The organism is Paenibacillus sp. FSL W8-0194 (genome assembly GCF_037969745.1).
Lineage (GTDB): Bacteria > Bacillota > Bacilli > Paenibacillales > Paenibacillaceae > Paenibacillus_AQ > Paenibacillus_AQ cookii.
Genome location: NZ_CP150205.1, coordinates 3,313,611 through 3,330,169, shown reverse-complemented (window position 1 = coordinate 3,330,169; position 16,559 = coordinate 3,313,611). Strand labels below are relative to the sequence as shown.

Below are 16,559 nucleotides of genomic sequence, written 5' to 3'. Positions count from 1 at the left end.
GGAGGGGGCAAACGTATGAGCAAAAAAATGATGGCTGTCATGCTTGCTGCCGCGATGCTGGGCGGTTTGACCGCGGGCTGCAGCGGAAAGGGCGGCACGCAGGAAGGGGCAACCGGAGGGGAAGCGGGCTCGCAAAAGCCGGCGAAGTTCTCCTGGCTCGTCTACGACCGTCCGGAAGGAAAGGTAAGGGATGATTGGGAGATTTTCAAAGAGATCGAAGCAAAAACAGGAGTCAAGGTGAATTGGCAGGTCGTCAGCCAGGAAGGGTTGACGGAGAAGCGGCAGATTATGATCGCCACGAACTCGGTCACCGATTTCAGTCAGCCGACGAATCAGGAGGCCAGGGAGAACGGGCCGGAAAAAGTGTTTCTGAATTTGAAGGACTATTTGGATATCGCGCCCAATCTCAAAAAGTTCTACGAAACGTATCCCGAAGCAAAAGCCGTGGCGACCGGCGCGGACGGCGGCCTCTACGACGTTCCCGTGCTCGAAGGCGACCCGGCGGGGAAAGGCTTCAACTATATTTGGATGGCACGCAAAGATTTGATGGATAAATACCAATTGACAGCCCCAACCAATCTCGATGAGTTCTACCGTTTCCTGAAAGATTTGAAGGCCAAAGAGCCGGACAGTTTCCCGCTCAGCTTCAATGCCCCGGTCACGGGCGATACCGGCATGTATACCGTATTCGGCAAAATATTCACGGGGATTTCAGGGTTTTTCAATCAAAGCCCGACGGGTGAACAATACGAGTTTGCGCCGTATAACAGCAAGTATAAAGATGCGCTTATTTTCATGAATAAGTTGTACGCGGAGCAGCTGCTCGACCCCGAGTTCTATTTGTTGACGCCGGAGCAGTGGGAAGAGCGGTTATTAAAAGGCAAGTCGTCCGTAACGTATTATTGGAAGGCCGAAGTGAACCCGATGATTGAAAAAGCGAAGCAGTCCGGCATCCCGGACTACAATCTGGATGCGCTGCCCGAGTTTGCGGCGGACGGCGTTCAGAGCTACCAGTTTTCCCGTCCGGTGGTCGGATCGTCAGGGCGGGCCATTTCGGCAAAAGTCAAGGATAAGGAAAGAGCCGTCAAATTCCTTGACTATCTGGTGAGCGAAGAAGGGACGAAATATTTATCGCTTGGCATCGAAGGCAAATCGTATACGCTTGAGAACGGAAAACCCGTCTACATGAAAGAGTTCGGAGCCAGCCCTTACGTGCCGCTGCGACGCGATTTTGGCGTCTGGTACGACAACATTTCGCTGAACAACGCGCTGGCGCGCGAAACGTGGGAGAGAGGCCTCGACGACAAGAGCAAAGAAATCAACAAAAGCTATGAAAAGTTCATTATCCCCGCGCCGAAAGCGATCGTGAAAACGACCGAAGAGCTTGATCTGGAAAAAGCGAAGCTGACCCCGCTTACCAAGTTTTTGGAGCAGAAAATTACGGAATTCGTCACGGGCAAGACGCCGATTACGGACGCAAACTACCAGCAGTTTTTGGAGCAATTGAAGAAGCTTGGCGCGGATGAGCTGCTGGACATGTACAACACCGCGTATAAGCGCACGTACGGCTCGAAATAAGCGGCACGATGCAAATCAAAGGAGGGCATGAAATGCGATCCGCACCGTTTATCGTCGATGCCGACGTCCACAATGCGATCGGGAGGCCCGAGGACCTGCTGCCCTATTTGCCGAAAGCATGGCATCAGCAATGGCTGGAAAGCGGGATCGGCGTGCATGGCCAGTATTATTCGCCCGTAGGCGTGCTACGCCAAGACGCCCGGCCGGGCGACGGCGGGCTTCCCGGGAGCGATCCTCATTTTGTTCTGCAGCATTACATGGAACCGTTCGGCATCGACTATGCGATACTGACCGGCGGGGGAGAGCAAGGCCTCTCCCTTCACGCCGATCCGGACTATGCGAATGCCGTGGCCGCCGCCTTCAACGATTGGCTCGCGGACCGTTGGCTCGGCGTCAGTCCGAAATTCAAAGGTTCGATTCAGATCAACCACTCCGATCCGGCCGAAGCGGCCAAAGAGATCGACAGAATGGGGGCGCATCCGGGCATGGTGCAGATCGTGATGGGAAGCGGGGCGCGCATGCCGTACGGCAACCGCTTCTACCATCCGATCTACGAAGCGGCGGAACGGAACGGCCTGCCGGTCGCGATTCATCCGGGCACCGAAGGGAAGGGGATCGCCGGCCCGCCGACGCCTGCCGGATACCCGACCCGGTATATGGAATGGCATAATATTTTGCCGGCGAATTTCATGACCCATATCAACAGCCTCGTATGCGAAGGGGTGTTCGAAAAATATCCGAAGCTCAAATTCGTAGCGATCGAAGGCGGCATAGGCTGGCTGCCCCATTTGATGTGGCGCATGGACAAAAACTACAAAGCGCTGCGCGATACCGCGCCGTGGCTCAAGCGGCTCCCCTCGGAGTATATCGTGGAGCATGTGCGGCTCACGACGCAGCCGATCGAGGAACCGCGGATGCCGGAGCATCTGCTGCAAATCTTCCAGATGATGCATGCCGAACAGATCGCCATGTTTTCGTCCGATTACCCGCATTGGGACTTCGACAATCCGAAGGTCGTGTTCCGGGGCCTTCCCCAGAAGCTGAAAGAGCGTATTCTCGGATATAACGCCGCGGAGCTGTACGGCTTTCCGATCCCGGCGGAGCATAAGGGGGCGGATCGCGCATGAGAGTGAAAGTGGCGGAGCCGGATGCGCTTCCTAGCGGGGGCAAGCTGATCGTGAACGTGAAGGGGATGGAAATCGGCTTGTTTCGGATCGGAGACGGCTACTATGCGTGGCTTAACGTTTGTCCGCATGCGGCGGCGCCGGTCTGCGCGGGTCCGATTCGGGGAACCCGTCTCCCTTCGGGCGTATACGATTACCGTTACGGGATGGAGGAACAAGTGCTTCGCTGTCCGTGGCACGGCTGGGAGTTCGACCTGAAAAGCGGCCGCCACCTGGCGGCCGGCAGCGATGCCAAACTGCGGGGCTATCCGGTGGAAACCGACGATTCCGGGGTGTACATTGTGTTGGGCGACCGAAAAAAAAGCTAGGTTCGCGGCTGCGCCGGCCCCATCAGCCCTTAAAGTTCTGATAAAGGGCACGATGCAGACGAAGTTATGATGCAGGCAAAAACGGCTGAGGGGATGCTCCTGAAGCCGTTTTTTGGTTTTTAGCCGGGACACATCGGTGCGATCGCAGACGCAGTTAAGTTTTCTTTAAGCTGGCGGTGCTACCATCATGTTCATTCAAGGGAAGGGAGAAGAGAAGGCATGAACAAGGTGGCTAGGAACGTATTGATCATCTGCGGCTGCGTCGTCGTGATCGGAGCGGGAGGGACTTATGTTGTCCAGAAAAGCGCGGCCACGCCGAGGACGGAAACGGCGACGATTACATACGAAGTCAAGAAAGGGGATCTTTCCAAGACGGTGACCTCTTCGGGCAATGTGGAAGCCTCGGATTCGGTCAATCTGGCCTTCAGCGGAAAATCCAAAGTGACCAAAGTGCACGTGAGCCCCGGCGATAAGGTGTCCAAGGGCCAGCTGCTTGCCGAGATGGATGCCACGGCGCTGCAAAACGCGCTGCTGTCCGCGCAGGCGAATTACGAAAACGCGGCCGCCAAGCTGAAAAGCCTGCAGGAAGGAACGGACGCGGATACGATCGCGAACCAGAAATACGAGGTTTCCAAAGCCAAGGCGGATTTGGAAAATGCGCAAAGCGAACTGGCGGAGGCCAAAAAGCAGGCCGATCCGACGTATATCCAGCAGCAGCTGGACAAGGCAAAAAAGACGGTGGAGATCGCCCAGGCAAAACTGGATCTGGCGAAACAGGGACCGGATCAGTCGCAGGTCCTGTTCGCCCAGGTGGCGCTGGAGAACGCCCAAAACGCGTACAAGCAGGCAGCTTCCCGGCAAAGCGGAGCGGATGCTTCCCAGTCGTCGGTCAAAACGGCGGAGAGCAAAGTCGAAAGCGCAAAACGGGCGTACGATCAGGCTGTGCAGCAGTTGAACAAACTGCAAAAAGGGCCGGAGGAAAGCGAGCTGGCCATGGCCAAAGCGAGCGTGGCGCAGGCGGAGGCGAACGTAAACGACGCCAAGGCGAATCTGACGGGCGCCAAAATTTTCGCTCCGTTTAACGGAGTCGTGTCCGCGGTCAACATCAAAGCGGGCGAGTATCCTTCCGGGGATGCGGCTGCGGCGATTTCGATGTTTTCAACCGAAGGCAATTACAAAATTTCCGCCTCCATCGACGATACCGACATTACCGACGTCAAAGTCGGGCAAGAGGTGCGAATTACGTTCGACGCGTTGACGGGCGTGGCGTTAAAAGGGAAGGTCACGAACAAGGCCGTTCTTGGCGAAGTCCAAAGCAGCGGGCTGGTCACGTTCCCGGTAACCGTCGAAATCACACCGGGCCAGGACAACGCCGATAAGCTTATTCCCGGTCTCAGCGCTACGGTGGCGATCGTTACCGACGGGAAAAAGGACGTGCTGACCGTTCCGGATGCGGCGATCAAGTCGTTCGGCGGCAAAAAAATCGTCATGGTTGAAACGGGCGGCAAAACGGAGCAAAAGGAAATCACGACTGGGCTGGACGACGGCGCAAGCTCGGAGGTTGTCTCCGGCCTCTCGGAAGGCGACAAGGTAACGATCACGATGACGACGTCTTCCTCTGCCAAATCCAACGCTTCAATGATGCAAGGCGGATTCGGCGGTTTTGGCGGGTTCGGCGGCGAAACGGGCGGAGGAAGGCAGCAGTTCCAGCAGTCGGGCCGGAGCGGCGGCTCGCGTCCAGCCGGTTCCGGCGGAGGTGGCGGCCAATGATCACGTTTGAGCATGTCGATAAAATCTACGCCGCCGGCGAGATGAAGGTCCATGCGTTAAAAGGCGTGTCGCTGCAGATCGAGCCGCGCGAATTCGTGTCCATCATGGGCCCGTCGGGGTCCGGGAAATCCACGATGATGAATGTCATCGGCTGTTTGGATAAACCAAGCTCCGGCACGTATACGTTGGACGGCGTCGATATCGGTTCGGCTTCGCCCAAGCAGCTGGCGGCGATCCGCAATCAAAAAATCGGCTTCGTTTTTCAAAATTTCAACCTCCTCAAGCGGACCTCGGCGGTCGAAAACGTGGAACTGCCGCTGTTGTACGCCGGGAAAAACAAAAAGGAGCGGCGCGAACGGGCGGAATATTGTCTGGAGCTGGTGGGCCTGAAGGACCGGATGCGCCATAAGCCGAACGAGCTGTCCGGCGGACAGCAGCAGCGGGTTGCCATCGCCCGGGCGCTCTCGAACGAACCTGCCATTATTTTGGCCGACGAACCGACGGGCAACCTGGATACGGCATCCTCCGAGGAAATCATGGACATATTCAAGCGGTTGAACGACGGCGGCAACACGATCGTCCTCGTGACGCACGAGCCGGAAATCGCGGCGCATACGAAACGAATCATCTGGTTCCGGGACGGGCGAATCGAATCCGACCGGCTGAACGTGGAGCGTGTGTCCGGATGAAAATGGGAGAATTGTTCAAGCTTTCTTTTCGAAGTTTGCAAAGCAACCTGCTCCGTTCCTTTTTGACGATGCTCGGCATGATGATCGGGGTTGCGACCGTCATCGCCATGATTTCGATCGGGCAGGGAACCAACGCACAGGTGGCAAGCCAAATCCAAAGCTTGGGCTCCAACCTGATCACGATAACCGCCTCCTCGGCCGGATCATCCGGCAGCGTGGGATCGGGGAGCGGCATGCTGAAGCTGACGGACGCCGACCCGCTCTCCCGAATCGATACGGTCCAATACGTAGCGCCCGTCACGCAGGCAAGCGCTCAGTTCAAAAACGGAAAAAATGTTACGTCAACCAGCGTGATCGGAACGACCCCGAGCTACGCGGACATCAAATCCTGGGAAACGGATATCGGCCGCTTTTTTACGGAGGACGAAGTCACGGATAAAGCCAAGGTGGTCGTTTTGGGGGCCACGACGGCCGAAAACCTGTTCGGAAAGGCGGGTTTTGACGCGATCGGCAGCATCGTCAACATCAACAACGTCCCGTTTCGCGTCATCGGCGTGCTGAAAACGAAAGGTTCGTCCGGCTCCTTAGACCAGGACGATACGGCCATCGCGCCGATTTCGACCGTGCAGTCCCGCTTCATGTCCGGCAGTTCCAGAAACGGCCTTCGTCAAATTTTGGTGGAAGCCAAATCTCCGGATGCGATGCAAAGCACGATCGCGCTGATCGAATACACGATGCGCCAGAGCCATAAGCTGGGAAGCGCGGAAGATGACTTTAAGGTTCAGAGCCAGGAAGACGTCTTGTCCTCGGCCGAAAGCGTGACGAAGACGCTGACGCTGTTTCTGGGCGGCATCGCGGCCATCTCGCTGCTTGTCGGCGGGATCGGCATCATGAACATCATGCTGGTGTCCGTTACGGAGCGTACCCGGGAGATCGGAACCCGCAAAGCGATCGGGGCGCGGGAAGGCGCGATTTTGTCCCAGTTTCTCGTCGAATCCGTCACGCTTGCCGTTCTCGGCGGCATCGCCGGCGTTTTGCTCGGCTTCGGCGGTTCCAAGCTGGTCGGCCATTTCATGAGCATCCAAACCGCGGTATCGCTTAACTCCGTGCTGCTGGCGGTCATTTTTTCGGGCTGCATCGGCATGGTCTTCGGGGTGTTCCCGGCAAGAAAAGCGGCCAAGCTGGACCCGATCGAAGCGCTGAGATACGAATGAATACGGAAAAAGAGCCCGTTAATCGGACTCTTTTTCTTCTTTGACCGTTACCGCAGGTTTGTTCCACAGGATGACATGTTTCGTCTTGCTGAGTTTCTCGTAAAAAAGTTGGGGATCTTTTCGAAACAGGCGGATGAGGACATGGATAAAAAACCAGGCGTCCATGAGGAAGACGACCATGCCGAGGATGAGCCGGCCGACGTCCGGCACATTGTCGAGCGATCCCGCCAACAGGCGGTTAAGCCCGAAAAATACCCAGTAAAGCAGACCGTAACGTTTGAGGAGCGCCGCGAGCGTAATGGGTTCTCCCATGTTCGTCAGCTTGATGCGGACCAGCCATTTTCCCGGAGTCACCCCATGCGTCAGCCATGGAACCAGAATGAAATAAATCCCCGTGGCCACCCAAAACGCCGCCTTGACATGAAGAACGAAACAGATCGCCATCAATATCGGCCAGATGACCGAATCGATCAAAAACGCGACGGCACGGCGGGTGTATGTGACTCTTTTGGCGGATAAATCCACGTTTTCATCGAGTTTTTCGATCCTTGGCAGGAGCCCGGACAACCATTCGGCCGCCACATACCCGCAAATGCCTCCAAGAGTGTTCATGATGAGATCATCGACGTCGAATACGCGGTATGCATGGTCATATATTCCGTAAATGCCCGTCAGCTGGGTCACCTCGAAAAAGAGTGAGAGCAGGAACGAAAACAGGATGGACCGGATCCAGCCCGTACGGAAGTAATAACGGAGCACCATCCCGAATGGCACCGTCAGAATGATGTTGAAGACGACCTGCAGGAACGCCCGTTCCTTCAGCAAATGCCAGTAAGTGGAGGGAGCCGATCCGATGACCGAAGTCTCTTTTAGAATATCGAAAATGAAGTTCAGCGGCACTAGCTGCATGGCTCCCGACGCCAGCGCGGGGTTATGCCGCGACGACGGCAGCGGAAGGATCACAAGAAAAAACGCATTCATTAAGTAAAGCAAAAACAGGTACAATACAAACGCCCGTACTTTATTGATATAACCGTATTTGCGGTATTGCACGATTAGGAACGGAAGCGTGAACAACAACGCCGCAAACGGAAAAGACATAAAGGCGTAAGAAATGGGAAACAGATAGGATTGAAGCACACGATCACCGCCAATGTTTAATCAAGGCCGCCGTGGAAAGACAGCCGGTAATGATCATAACATAATCGGGCCTTCTTCTCGATTAAATTAAGTTTAAATTTTCCTGCAGCCATCTTTAAAATGCTTTAATTTCACAAAAACGCAAAATCGTTTATACTGGACTATACGTTTAATTAAATTCATCGTCATTCATGTATGAGTGCATCAGGAGGATATGGATGGGACAACCTGAAGGATCGTTGCAGAAAAAACTAAAGCCTAGACATATCAGTTTTATGGCTATGGGCGGCGTCATCGGAACAGGCATTTTTAAAGGCAGCGCGGAAACGATCGGGCTGGCGGGACCGGGCGTCATCGTCACGTACGTGTTTGCCGGGCTGCTGCTGCTGGTTGTGATGGCGGCGATGGCCGAAATGGCCACGGTATACAAGGGCAGGAATATGAAGGATTTCGTGAGGGAAGCATTCGGCGAAAAGGTGTCCTTCATTTTGGGATGGATGTACTGCTTTATGTGGCTTTCGGTATGCGTCATCGAAATCATTGCCGCGGGCAGTTTCTTGCAGTATTGGCTGCCGGGGGTGCCGTTATGGGTGCTGAGCCTGGCTTCCGCGGCATTGATTATCCTGATCAATTTGCTGAGCGTAGGGACGCTCGGGGAATTCGAATTTTGGCTGGCGGGCATCAAAATCGCCATGATCATCGTATTTATCGTGCTGGGCACTTGCCTCATTTTCGGAATCATTCCAAGCGGCAATACGCCGTATTTGAGCAATTTTTCCGGTGCCGGCGGCTTTTTCCCCGGGGGCTGGACATCCGTTTTCTCGGCGATGCTGGTCGTCATGTTCTCCTACGGCGGCTCCGAGCTGATCGGCTTGACGCTCACCGAGACGGAAAACGCCGAGCGCATTTTGCCCAAGGTCGTCGGCAATTTCATTTTAAGGATCATTTTGTTTTTTACGCTGCCGATCCTCGTCATTTGCGGCATGATTCCGTGGAACGAAGTCGGGCAGGAAAGCAGCCCGTTCGTGCAGGTGCTGTCGGCGACGGGGCTTGCGGGCGCGGCTCACATAATGAATTTCATTCTGGTCACGGCGGTGCTGTCGGCTGCGAACTCCGGCATTTACGGCGCGTCGCGGATGCTGTATTCGATGGCTGCGGCCGGGGAGGCGCCGAAGGCGTTGTCCAAAACGAACCGCAAGGGAAGTCCGGTCAACACGCTGCTGTTATGCGCGGTCATCCTGCTTGCGGGCGCCATGCTTGGCTTTTTCGCGCAGGATCAGCTGTTCAGGGTGCTCATGGCCGTGCCGGGATTCGTCGTATTGCTGGTATGGATTTGCATAGCGTTGTCGCAAATGAAGCTGCGCAAAAGGTATCCGGTGAAACCGTCGTTTAAGGTGTGGGGATACCCGTATGTTACCGGAATCGCCGCGTTATGTTTGGCGGTCATCGCCGTATTTTTTGTGGTGGACCGGCAAAACCGTTTAAGCATCGGGATTTGTCTTGCCGTTCTGCTGCTGTTAATCGTTTGGTCCTTTGCCAAGTTCCGCGGAAAACGGCCAGGCGGGAAGGCGAGCTAGGCAACCCGGTCTACACAAGCAAGACCGACCGTTCCTTGGAGAGGAAACGGCCGGTTTTTTTTTCGTTTGAATGTGATGTGATCCATCTTGGCGATCAGGCTGGAAATTATAAATACTAAGAAAATGAAAAAAATGATTATATCTGTAATTTCCATGTGAGATTAAAGTTAGATATGTAATCCAAAATGTCCGAAAGCGATTCCAGGCCGGGATTGCAAAAAAACGGTTGGCCGTTGATGAACGGTCAACCGTTTCTTTTTCCGGGCTGCCAGCTTCCGCGTACGAGGTCCCCTTAATTTAAGCTCAATTGCCAAGACACCCCGAAACGGTCCTGAACCCAAGCGAATTTTTTGGCAAACGGATAGGCCGCAAGCGCCATCAGGACGGCACCGCCCTCGGATAGCTTGGCGAAGGTTTCGACGATTTCCTCTTCGGACTCGCAGTCGACGAACAGCGAAATCGCGGGCGTAAACGTAAAGGCGTGATGGACGCTGCTGTCGATGCACAGGATGGTTTGTCCTTTAACGGAAAAGGCTGCCTGCATGACCGACCCTTCCGTTCCCGATTCGTTGGGCCCGTAACGCGTCACGCGCAGGACTTCGGCCGGGCTGAATACCGAGACGTAAAAATTCATCGCCTCTTCGGCCTGCCCTTCAAACATTAAAAACGGCGTTACTTTCGGTTCCATCGTTTTTCGCTCCTTTAAAGTATGTTACAATCACTTACGGGACGATCCTGGCATTGCCGGGCAAGCTGGACTGATATTCTTTTAGGCTACATTCTACCGGATTGGACCCCGGAGGGACAAGCTGCCGCCAAAGCGGGAATTCACGCGATAGAACCGCAGCCCCTGCAGGATCGATAACCCACTGAAACCCGGATGCCTTGACCCAAAACATAAAAAAAGGAGGCTGCCGTGTTATGGCGACAGTCCGCGAGCTGTTGACGGAAGCGGATTTTCGGGAGGCCGAAGAAAAGAGGCTGCCGATCCGCGTATTCCGCGACGACCATTTGATCGACTCCTTGACGTACATCATCCGATTTACCGAAAGCACCGTCATTACCCAGTCGGATGTCAGCGACGTGACATACCATTCCCGCGGGGAATGCCAATTTTTTGAGATGCGCAAATCATGAACCGAAAGCAAAAGCATGACAACGCATGAAAAGGGGCGCTCACGCTATTCGTTCCGTGCGTTTGATGTTTATCGGCCCGGTCAACGGGGGAAAACGGCAAAAAAGAGCTTCAGACTTCGTCTGAAGCTCTTTTTTATTTTATCGCAACGCGTTGCGTTTAAGTCGCTTTTAAATAATCGAGAATCATGGCTTTCAGGATTTCGAGCTGCTTTACCGGTTCGATATTCGATTCGAGCATCGGAATGCTGCTCTGCAGCGACAATTTTTTGGCAAACTGGCCAAACGCGTTCGTAACGGTCGCAATCGTCTCCTCCAAAGGCACATCGGCCCGGAGGGAACCGTCGTTGACGCCGTCTTTTAGAATTTGGGACAACGACGTTTGAATGCGGCCGACGGCGGCGTGGTACGCAGGCAAATCCTCGAGCGGCTCGCGGGATTGGGCGGCGTAGCTTTCGAACGCTTCAATCAATTTGGTGTTTTCGCTATGTTCTTCGCCGATAAACCCGATGAATACGTCGAGCATTTGCTCCAGGCGCTCATAGCAAGTGCCGGGCCGACGGAGGATTTCCTCGAACGTTTCGGTCTGCGATTCGATGATTTTGATTGCAACGGCGACGATCAGTTTGTCTTTTTTCGGAAAGTGACGGAACACCGTCGCGACCCCCATATGGGCTTCCGTTGCGACATCCTGCATCGTCGCTTTGTCGAGGCCTTTCCGGTTGAACACCTTTTGGGCTGCTTCCAGCATGAGCGCTACCCGCTGCTGCTTGGCTTCCGTACGTTCCCGGTCCCATCTGGTTTTTGAATTCAAATTGTCCACGTTCCTTCCAAACGGTTCGTTTTTTTGTTTCGTGATCATAACAAATGGCCGGAGGGCTGTCAACCGGATCAAGCGGGAAAAGTCCGCGCCGCCTGCAGGATGAAACGGTTGTCATTCGCCTGCGACAGGCGTATAATGATCGGTGTAATGATAGTGACACTATCACGTAGATACTTTAACTATCATTACTTGATTTTATTCTATATTCTAAATCCTAAAGGAGTCGATCCTTATGTCTGAAAACCATCAAGTTGTTGTCATTACCGGTGCGGGAAGCGGAATAGGCCGCGCGACAAGTTTGAAATTTGCAGCAGGCGGCGCCAAGGTCGTGCTTGTCGACTTTAACCGGGAAACGGGCGAAGAAACGTTGAAGCTCGTGAAAGAGCAAGGCGGAGAAGGCATCTTCGTGCAGGCTAACGTCGCAAACAGCGAGGACGTCCAAAACTATGTGAACAAAGCCGTGGAAACCTACGGACGCGTCGACGTCTTTTTTAACAATGCCGGCGTCCTGCAAAAATTCTCCTTGTTTGCGGATATCGAGGACTCCGAGTTTGACCGGATTTTCTCCGTCAATGTCAAAGGGGTTTTCCTCGGCATGAAATATATGCTGAAAGTGATGGAAAAGCAGGGACACGGCGTCATCATCAACACCGCTTCGACCGCGGGACTGCGGAGCGAGCACAGCCTTGCGGTGTATTCGGCAAGCAAACATGCCGTCGTTGCGCTTACGAAATCCGCGGCGCTTGAATACGTGAAAAAAGGAATCCGCGTAAACGCGATCTGCCCCGGCGGCGTGGATACGTCCTTGACCCAAGCCGTTCCGTCCATGATGCAGGAATCCGGATACGTTCCTGAGGAACTGCCGAACATGCGAATCGGACGTTACGCCAAACCGGAGGAGCTGGCGGAAGTAGTTACGTTCCTCGCTTCGCCGAAAAACAGCTACATGACCGGCTCGATCGTTCCGGTCGATGGCGGATTGACGCTGTAATAACAACCGTTTTGAGGGCCTGTGCGAGGATGTTTCGCACGGGCCTGTTTTGCGTTTGGGGGGAATCAAACCGGAGGGACACCTCAATAATATTTGACAGATCAGTACAAAATAAGTATGCTAATACCACCAATATTTTCCGAAAGGAGTTTAGGCCAGATGAGCAAAAGCGGAAGACCGCGCGAGTTTAAGGATAACGCCGTGATCGACGCCGCGATGGAAGTGTTCTGGGACAACGGCTATGAAGCATGCTCGACCGAAGCGCTGTGCAATAAAACCGGCCTCGGCCGGGGAAGCCTGTACAATGCATTCGGCAGCAAACACGAGCTGTATGAACAGGCCCTTCGGAGATATCATGAGCTGGGAATCCAGGAGCAGATGGAAATTCTGGAGAGGGAGGTTCCGGTAAAAGATCGCTTGAGGGCATTATTGGAGTGGCAAATTCGGGGCGATTCCAGGGCCAACAACAGGGGATGCCTTTTGATTAATGCCGCTGCGGAGCGGGCCAAAACCGATCCGGCCGTCGAACGCATTTTCAAAAAACACGTCGACCTGCTGGAGAACGCGATCGAAAAAGCGATCATCCAAGGTCAGGAGGCGGGGGAAATTACGCAGAACCATAAAGCTTCCGAACTGGCTGACATGTTTCTCAGCAGCCTATACGGTCTTGGCGTCATTTATCCCGCGACGTTGAACCGAAGCTTGGCGGAACGCATCATTGAAGGAACGTTATCGTCGCTAGTTTAGGCACGGCATGCGCTTTCCGGGTTTGGGAAGCGCGAACGCCGGCCGCGGCTGCGATGGAGCGGGCAAGAGGCGGATAGGCTGCTGCCCGAGGAACCTTTTTTCGATTGATTTTGTACTGGGATGTACAAAAGTGTCTTCTGAATTTTGCAGAACATCCCTTTTGAACGAAGGGACGCTTTTTTAGCCTTAGTTTTGTACTGTTCATTACAATATTGAAAATCCGGGAGTGATGTTTATGCCATTGGCTATTTACGTACTGGGACTGATGATTTTTTCCATGACGACGTCCGAATTTATGGTCGCGGGGATTATGCCCTCGCTTGCTTCGGATTTCGGGGTATCGATCGCGGCGATCGGTTATCTGATTTCCGCTTATGCCGCCGGGATGATCGTCGGGGGACCGCTGCTGACGATCGGGCTTCTCAAGCTTCCGCGAAAAACCGCCTTCATGAGCTTGGCGTTCATTTTTCTTGCCGGCCAGACCTTGGGTGCATTGGCTCCGAACTATGAGCTGATGATGGCGGCAAGGATCATCACGGGCATTGCCTCTTCGGCCTGCTTCGGGGTTGCCATCGAAATTGCTTTGACGCTTGTCCGGCCGGAATCCAGCGGCCGCGCGGCTTCGATCGTGCTCGGCGGATTGATGGTCGCCACGGCCGTGGGCCTGCCGATCGCAATGCTGTTCGATCAATATTTCGGCTGGCGCTCCAGCTTCTGGGCGGTCGCCATACTCGTATTGCTGTCCGGAATCATGGCGCAGCGTCTCATTCCGGCATCGCCTGCGGTCGGGTCAGTGAGCCTCCGCGGCGAAATGGCCGCCTTTAAAAACCGGCACCTGTGGGCCGCTTATTTGACGAGCATGCTGATTATCGGCGCCACTTTTGCCGCTTTCAGTTATTTTTCGCCGATCCTGACCGACGTGACCGGTTTCGATGCGAAGCTCGTTCCGCTTCTTCTCGGCATTTATGGCGTGGCGACGGTGGTCGGCAACCTGATCACGGGGCGGCTTGCTGACCGCTTCATGATGCCGATCCTGACGATCGGACTTACGGTCCTTGCCGCGGCGCTGATCATCTTCGGCTTGTTTGCGGGCAATCCGGCCGTCGCGATGACAGCCGTGATCGTCATCGGCCTTGCCGGAGTGCCCATGAACCCTGCCATGGTGACGCGGGTATCGCGGACGTCCAACAGCGGCTCCCTGGTGAGCACGGTCCACGTTTCCATCGTCAACTTCGGCATCGTGGTCGGATCGACGTTCGGCGGGCTCGCCATTGACCAAGGTTTCGGCCTGTCTTCTCCGCTCTGGGTAGGGGTCGTATTGGCGATTCTCGGGCTCTTGTCCCTTGTGCCGTATCTCCTGAAGGAACGCGAACCGAACACCCGGATGCAAAAAAGCGGGCAAACCTGCGCATAAGGCATCCATGGAATCAAAATCGGCAGGCCGGGCATGAAAACCCCGGCCTGTTTTTAATTAACCGCATTCCCGATCCGTTCGATGAAACCGCGAAGCGGGGTCGAAATCCACTTTTTGGGATGCAAGGCCAGCAGCAAAGTTAACCGGAGATCGGGATGCGCAAACGGGAGGCTGACCAGTTCCCCGCGGCCGATTTCGGCTGCGGCAGCCATCCTCGGCAGGAGCGATATGCCTGAGCCGCTCATCACGCACCGTTTGATGGACTCAGGATTGCCGAGTTCAAGGCCGATCGCATAGGGGATGCCGTTTTTCTTTAAAATGTTTTCGAGCATGATCCGGTAATTGCAGCTCTCCTCGGGCATGATCCACTCGGCGCCCGCCACATGCTCCAACTCGATTTGCTTCATCCTACAAAGGGGATGCCCCGGGCTTGCCAGCAGCAAGAGGGGTTCGTCGCGGATCGTTTGCCATGCCAATGACGGATCGGAAGGCTCGCCGTCCAGGATCAGGCCGAGATCCAGTTCGCCTTCTTTGACTTGCTTGAGAATATGCGTCTCGCGGCCGGTCTGCAGCCGGACGGACAGCCCTTCGTAGCGCACCCGGACTTCCTGCAGGAAAGGGGGGAGGAAATAGGCGGCCAGCGAATCGATGGTGCCGATGGAGAGGGTGCCCCCGCTTTGATTGCCCAGCTTTTCTTTGGATTGTTGGTGGAGATCCAGCATTTGGACCGTGAACCGCAGCAGTTCTTCTCCCGCGGAAGTGAGGCGCAACCCTTTGCCGAAGCGCTCGAAAAGCTGGACGCCGTAGGCTTTTTCCAGTTTTTGGATTTGCGTCGTGACGCTGGACTGCGCGTATCCAAGTTCCTCGGCCGCCCGGGTAAAGCTTTGGCGGAGGGCGACCTCGCGAAACGTGTTCAGGTAAGTGAGATCCATCCGTTTCAACTCCATCAATAATATTGATAATACTCATCGATTATTATAGATAACACCGATGGCAATTCCTATGGTAAATTGGATGCACAAACCGATAGGAGGTCATCCTGATGTTGAAAAGAGAAGATTTGCGGGGCGTTTTCGTGCCCGTCGTTACGCCGTTTACGCAAGGCGGGGAGCTCGATTTGGCTTCTTACCAAAACTATGCCGGGCAGCTGGCAGAGCAGGATATTGCAGGACTGATCGTGGACGGAACGACGGGGGAAGCCCCGACGGTCCGGTGGGAAGAGGTGCGGCAGCTGACGGAAGCGACGCAGTCGCTTTTGAAAAATAAAAAAAGGGCGGTGCCCGTCGTCATCGGAACCGGAACCAACGATACGGCATCGACCGTCGAACGAACCGAAAGCGCGGCGAACATGGGCGCCGATGCGGTACTCGTTGTCGTTCCTTATTACAGCAAACCGTCGCAGGAAGGGATCCTGGAGCATTTTCGGACCGTGGCCCGGGTCGGGGTGCCGGTCATTGCCTATGAAATTCCTTCCCGTACGGGGATCCGCCTCAGCATGGATACGGCCAGAGCCATCATGGAATTGGACGGGGTCATCGGCATCAAGGACAGTTCCGACAGCCTGGAGCTGATCGGGGAACTGACGAGGCATAACGCCGGTCCGGTCCTTTGCGGGGACGACCTGCATTATTTCGCCAAATTGGCACTCGGGGCAGGCGGGGGAATATTGGCCTCCGCGAACGTAAACACGCAGCGTTTCATCGAGGTATATAACCTGGTTCAAAAGGGGGAGATCCTTGCGGCCAAACAAACCTTTGACGCCCTGATTCCTTTGGTCCAAGGCCTTTTCCGGGAACCGAACCCCGCTCCGCTCAAGTGGTTGTTGGCGAGCTTGGGCCAAATCGCCACGGATCGCCTCCGGCTGCCGCTGATGCCGATTTCCGAGCAGCTGAAAAACGAACTTGAGCCATGGCTGAATTACCTATAATCCGAACATTCCCTTATAATATATAGATAAGACACCGCAGGAAAAAAAACAAGGCCGGCGGGC

The 16,559-nt window shown here is 54.8% G+C and carries 16 protein-coding genes; 12 read left to right on the top strand and 4 right to left on the bottom strand.

Going from position 1 to position 16,559, the window contains the following annotated elements:
• Positions 1 to 15: 15 nt before the first annotated feature.
• The 6 genes from MKY58_RS14995 (at position 16) to MKY58_RS14970 (ending at position 6,743) form a co-directional block, all read left to right on the top strand.
• Entirely contained in the window at positions 16 to 1,578 is a 1,563-nt protein-coding gene (locus tag MKY58_RS14995; protein WP_339320988.1) for an extracellular solute-binding protein, read from the top strand.
• A gap of 32 nt (positions 1,579 to 1,610) precedes the next feature.
• The gene (locus tag MKY58_RS14990; RefSeq protein ID WP_339320987.1) at positions 1,611 to 2,705 is read left to right on the top strand and encodes an amidohydrolase family protein; all 1,095 of its coding nucleotides are present in this window, start codon (positions 1,611 to 1,613) and stop codon (positions 2,703 to 2,705) included.
• Complete coding sequence (locus tag MKY58_RS14985) at positions 2,702 to 3,070, top strand: Rieske (2Fe-2S) protein (protein ID WP_212947710.1); 369 nt, start codon at positions 2,702 to 2,704, stop codon at positions 3,068 to 3,070. The genes MKY58_RS14990 and MKY58_RS14985 overlap by 4 nt, the downstream gene beginning before the upstream one ends.
• Positions 3,071 to 3,289: 219 nt before the next feature.
• A complete protein-coding gene (locus MKY58_RS14980; RefSeq protein WP_339320986.1) occupies positions 3,290 to 4,840 on the top strand; it encodes an efflux RND transporter periplasmic adaptor subunit in 1,551 nt (516 codons plus the stop codon).
• Positions 4,837 to 5,529: an ABC transporter ATP-binding protein gene (locus MKY58_RS14975; RefSeq protein ID WP_339320985.1), complete on the top strand. Its 693-nt coding sequence runs from the start codon at positions 4,837 to 4,839 to the stop codon at positions 5,527 to 5,529. The genes MKY58_RS14980 and MKY58_RS14975 overlap by 4 nt, the downstream gene beginning before the upstream one ends.
• Positions 5,526 to 6,743 (top strand): ABC transporter permease, encoded by a 1,218-nt coding sequence (locus tag MKY58_RS14970; protein WP_339320984.1) that lies wholly within the window; start codon positions 5,526 to 5,528, stop codon positions 6,741 to 6,743. The genes MKY58_RS14975 and MKY58_RS14970 overlap by 4 nt, the downstream gene beginning before the upstream one ends.
• An 18-nt stretch (positions 6,744 to 6,761) precedes the next feature.
• Here MKY58_RS14970 and MKY58_RS14965 read toward each other — a convergent pair whose 3' ends face one another.
• On the bottom strand, positions 6,762 to 7,883 hold the full coding sequence (locus MKY58_RS14965; RefSeq protein WP_339320983.1) for a VanZ family protein: 1,122 nt from the start codon (positions 7,881 to 7,883) through the stop codon (positions 6,762 to 6,764).
• A 218-nt stretch (positions 7,884 to 8,101) separates the two neighbouring features.
• Here MKY58_RS14965 and MKY58_RS14960 point away from each other — a divergent pair, with 218 nt between their 5' ends.
• Complete coding sequence (locus tag MKY58_RS14960) at positions 8,102 to 9,460, top strand: amino acid permease (protein ID WP_339320982.1); 1,359 nt, start codon at positions 8,102 to 8,104, stop codon at positions 9,458 to 9,460.
• 292 nt (positions 9,461 to 9,752) lie between these two features.
• On the opposite strand, the gene MKY58_RS14955 is transcribed toward MKY58_RS14960, so the two are convergent.
• Entirely contained in the window at positions 9,753 to 10,148 is a 396-nt protein-coding gene (locus MKY58_RS14955) for a VOC family protein (protein ID WP_339320981.1), read from the bottom strand.
• Positions 10,149 to 10,381: 233 nt separating this feature from the next.
• Here MKY58_RS14955 and MKY58_RS14950 point away from each other — a divergent pair, with 233 nt between their 5' ends.
• The gene (locus tag MKY58_RS14950; RefSeq protein WP_339320980.1) at positions 10,382 to 10,597 is read left to right on the top strand and encodes a hypothetical protein; all 216 of its coding nucleotides are present in this window, start codon (positions 10,382 to 10,384) and stop codon (positions 10,595 to 10,597) included.
• Between the two features lie 157 nt (positions 10,598 to 10,754).
• Here the strand turns inward: MKY58_RS14950 and MKY58_RS14945 are convergent, their stop codons facing one another.
• Positions 10,755 to 11,417: a helix-turn-helix domain-containing protein gene (locus MKY58_RS14945; RefSeq protein WP_339320979.1), complete on the bottom strand. Its 663-nt coding sequence runs from the start codon at positions 11,415 to 11,417 to the stop codon at positions 10,755 to 10,757.
• A gap of 232 nt (positions 11,418 to 11,649) precedes the next feature.
• Between MKY58_RS14945 and MKY58_RS14940 the strand changes: the two genes are divergently transcribed.
• The 3 genes from MKY58_RS14940 to MKY58_RS14930 all read left to right on the top strand — a co-directional run bounded on the left by MKY58_RS14940 (position 11,650) and on the right by MKY58_RS14930 (position 14,569).
• Positions 11,650 to 12,408 (top strand): glucose 1-dehydrogenase, encoded by a 759-nt coding sequence (locus tag MKY58_RS14940; RefSeq protein ID WP_339320978.1) that lies wholly within the window; start codon positions 11,650 to 11,652, stop codon positions 12,406 to 12,408.
• A 159-nt stretch (positions 12,409 to 12,567) separates the two neighbouring features.
• Entirely contained in the window at positions 12,568 to 13,155 is a 588-nt protein-coding gene (locus MKY58_RS14935; protein WP_339320977.1) for a TetR/AcrR family transcriptional regulator, read from the top strand.
• Positions 13,156 to 13,390: 235 nt separating this feature from the next.
• Positions 13,391 to 14,569: an MFS transporter gene (locus MKY58_RS14930; RefSeq protein ID WP_339320976.1), complete on the top strand. Its 1,179-nt coding sequence runs from the start codon at positions 13,391 to 13,393 to the stop codon at positions 14,567 to 14,569.
• Positions 14,570 to 14,622: 53 nt separating this feature from the next.
• On the opposite strand, the gene MKY58_RS14925 is transcribed toward MKY58_RS14930, so the two are convergent.
• Entirely contained in the window at positions 14,623 to 15,501 is an 879-nt protein-coding gene (locus MKY58_RS14925) for a LysR family transcriptional regulator (protein ID WP_339320975.1), read from the bottom strand.
• Positions 15,502 to 15,611: 110 nt separating this feature from the next.
• Here MKY58_RS14925 and dapA point away from each other — a divergent pair, with 110 nt between their 5' ends.
• Entirely contained in the window at positions 15,612 to 16,496 is an 885-nt protein-coding gene (dapA, locus tag MKY58_RS14920) for a 4-hydroxy-tetrahydrodipicolinate synthase (protein WP_339320974.1), read from the top strand.
• Positions 16,497 to 16,559: the final 63 nt, after the last annotated feature.

Excerpts from the sequence above, each read along its gene's own strand:
- MKY58_RS14925 (WP_339320975.1), bottom strand. The coding sequence starts at position 15,501 with ATGGATCTCACTTACCTGAACACGTTTCGCGAGGTCGCCCTCCGCCAA.
- MKY58_RS14930 (WP_339320976.1), top strand. The coding sequence starts at position 13,391 with ATGCCATTGGCTATTTACGTACTGGGACTGATGATTTTTTCCATGACG.
- MKY58_RS14985 (WP_212947710.1), top strand. The coding sequence starts at position 2,702 with ATGAGAGTGAAAGTGGCGGAGCCGGATGCGCTTCCTAGCGGGGGCAAG.
- MKY58_RS14970 (WP_339320984.1), top strand. The coding sequence starts at position 5,526 with ATGAAAATGGGAGAATTGTTCAAGCTTTCTTTTCGAAGTTTGCAAAGC.
- MKY58_RS14955 (WP_339320981.1), bottom strand. The coding sequence starts at position 10,148 with ATGGAACCGAAAGTAACGCCGTTTTTAATGTTTGAAGGGCAGGCCGAA.
- MKY58_RS14935 (WP_339320977.1), top strand. The coding sequence starts at position 12,568 with ATGAGCAAAAGCGGAAGACCGCGCGAGTTTAAGGATAACGCCGTGATC.
- dapA (WP_339320974.1), top strand. The coding sequence starts at position 15,612 with ATGTTGAAAAGAGAAGATTTGCGGGGCGTTTTCGTGCCCGTCGTTACG.
- MKY58_RS14960 (WP_339320982.1), top strand. The coding sequence starts at position 8,102 with ATGGGACAACCTGAAGGATCGTTGCAGAAAAAACTAAAGCCTAGACAT.
- MKY58_RS14940 (WP_339320978.1), top strand. The coding sequence starts at position 11,650 with ATGTCTGAAAACCATCAAGTTGTTGTCATTACCGGTGCGGGAAGCGGA.
- MKY58_RS14980 (WP_339320986.1), top strand. The coding sequence starts at position 3,290 with ATGAACAAGGTGGCTAGGAACGTATTGATCATCTGCGGCTGCGTCGTC.
- MKY58_RS14975 (WP_339320985.1), top strand. The coding sequence starts at position 4,837 with ATGATCACGTTTGAGCATGTCGATAAAATCTACGCCGCCGGCGAGATG.
- MKY58_RS14990 (WP_339320987.1), top strand. The coding sequence starts at position 1,611 with ATGCGATCCGCACCGTTTATCGTCGATGCCGACGTCCACAATGCGATC.
- MKY58_RS14995 (WP_339320988.1), top strand. The coding sequence starts at position 16 with ATGAGCAAAAAAATGATGGCTGTCATGCTTGCTGCCGCGATGCTGGGC.
- MKY58_RS14950 (WP_339320980.1), top strand. The coding sequence starts at position 10,382 with ATGGCGACAGTCCGCGAGCTGTTGACGGAAGCGGATTTTCGGGAGGCC.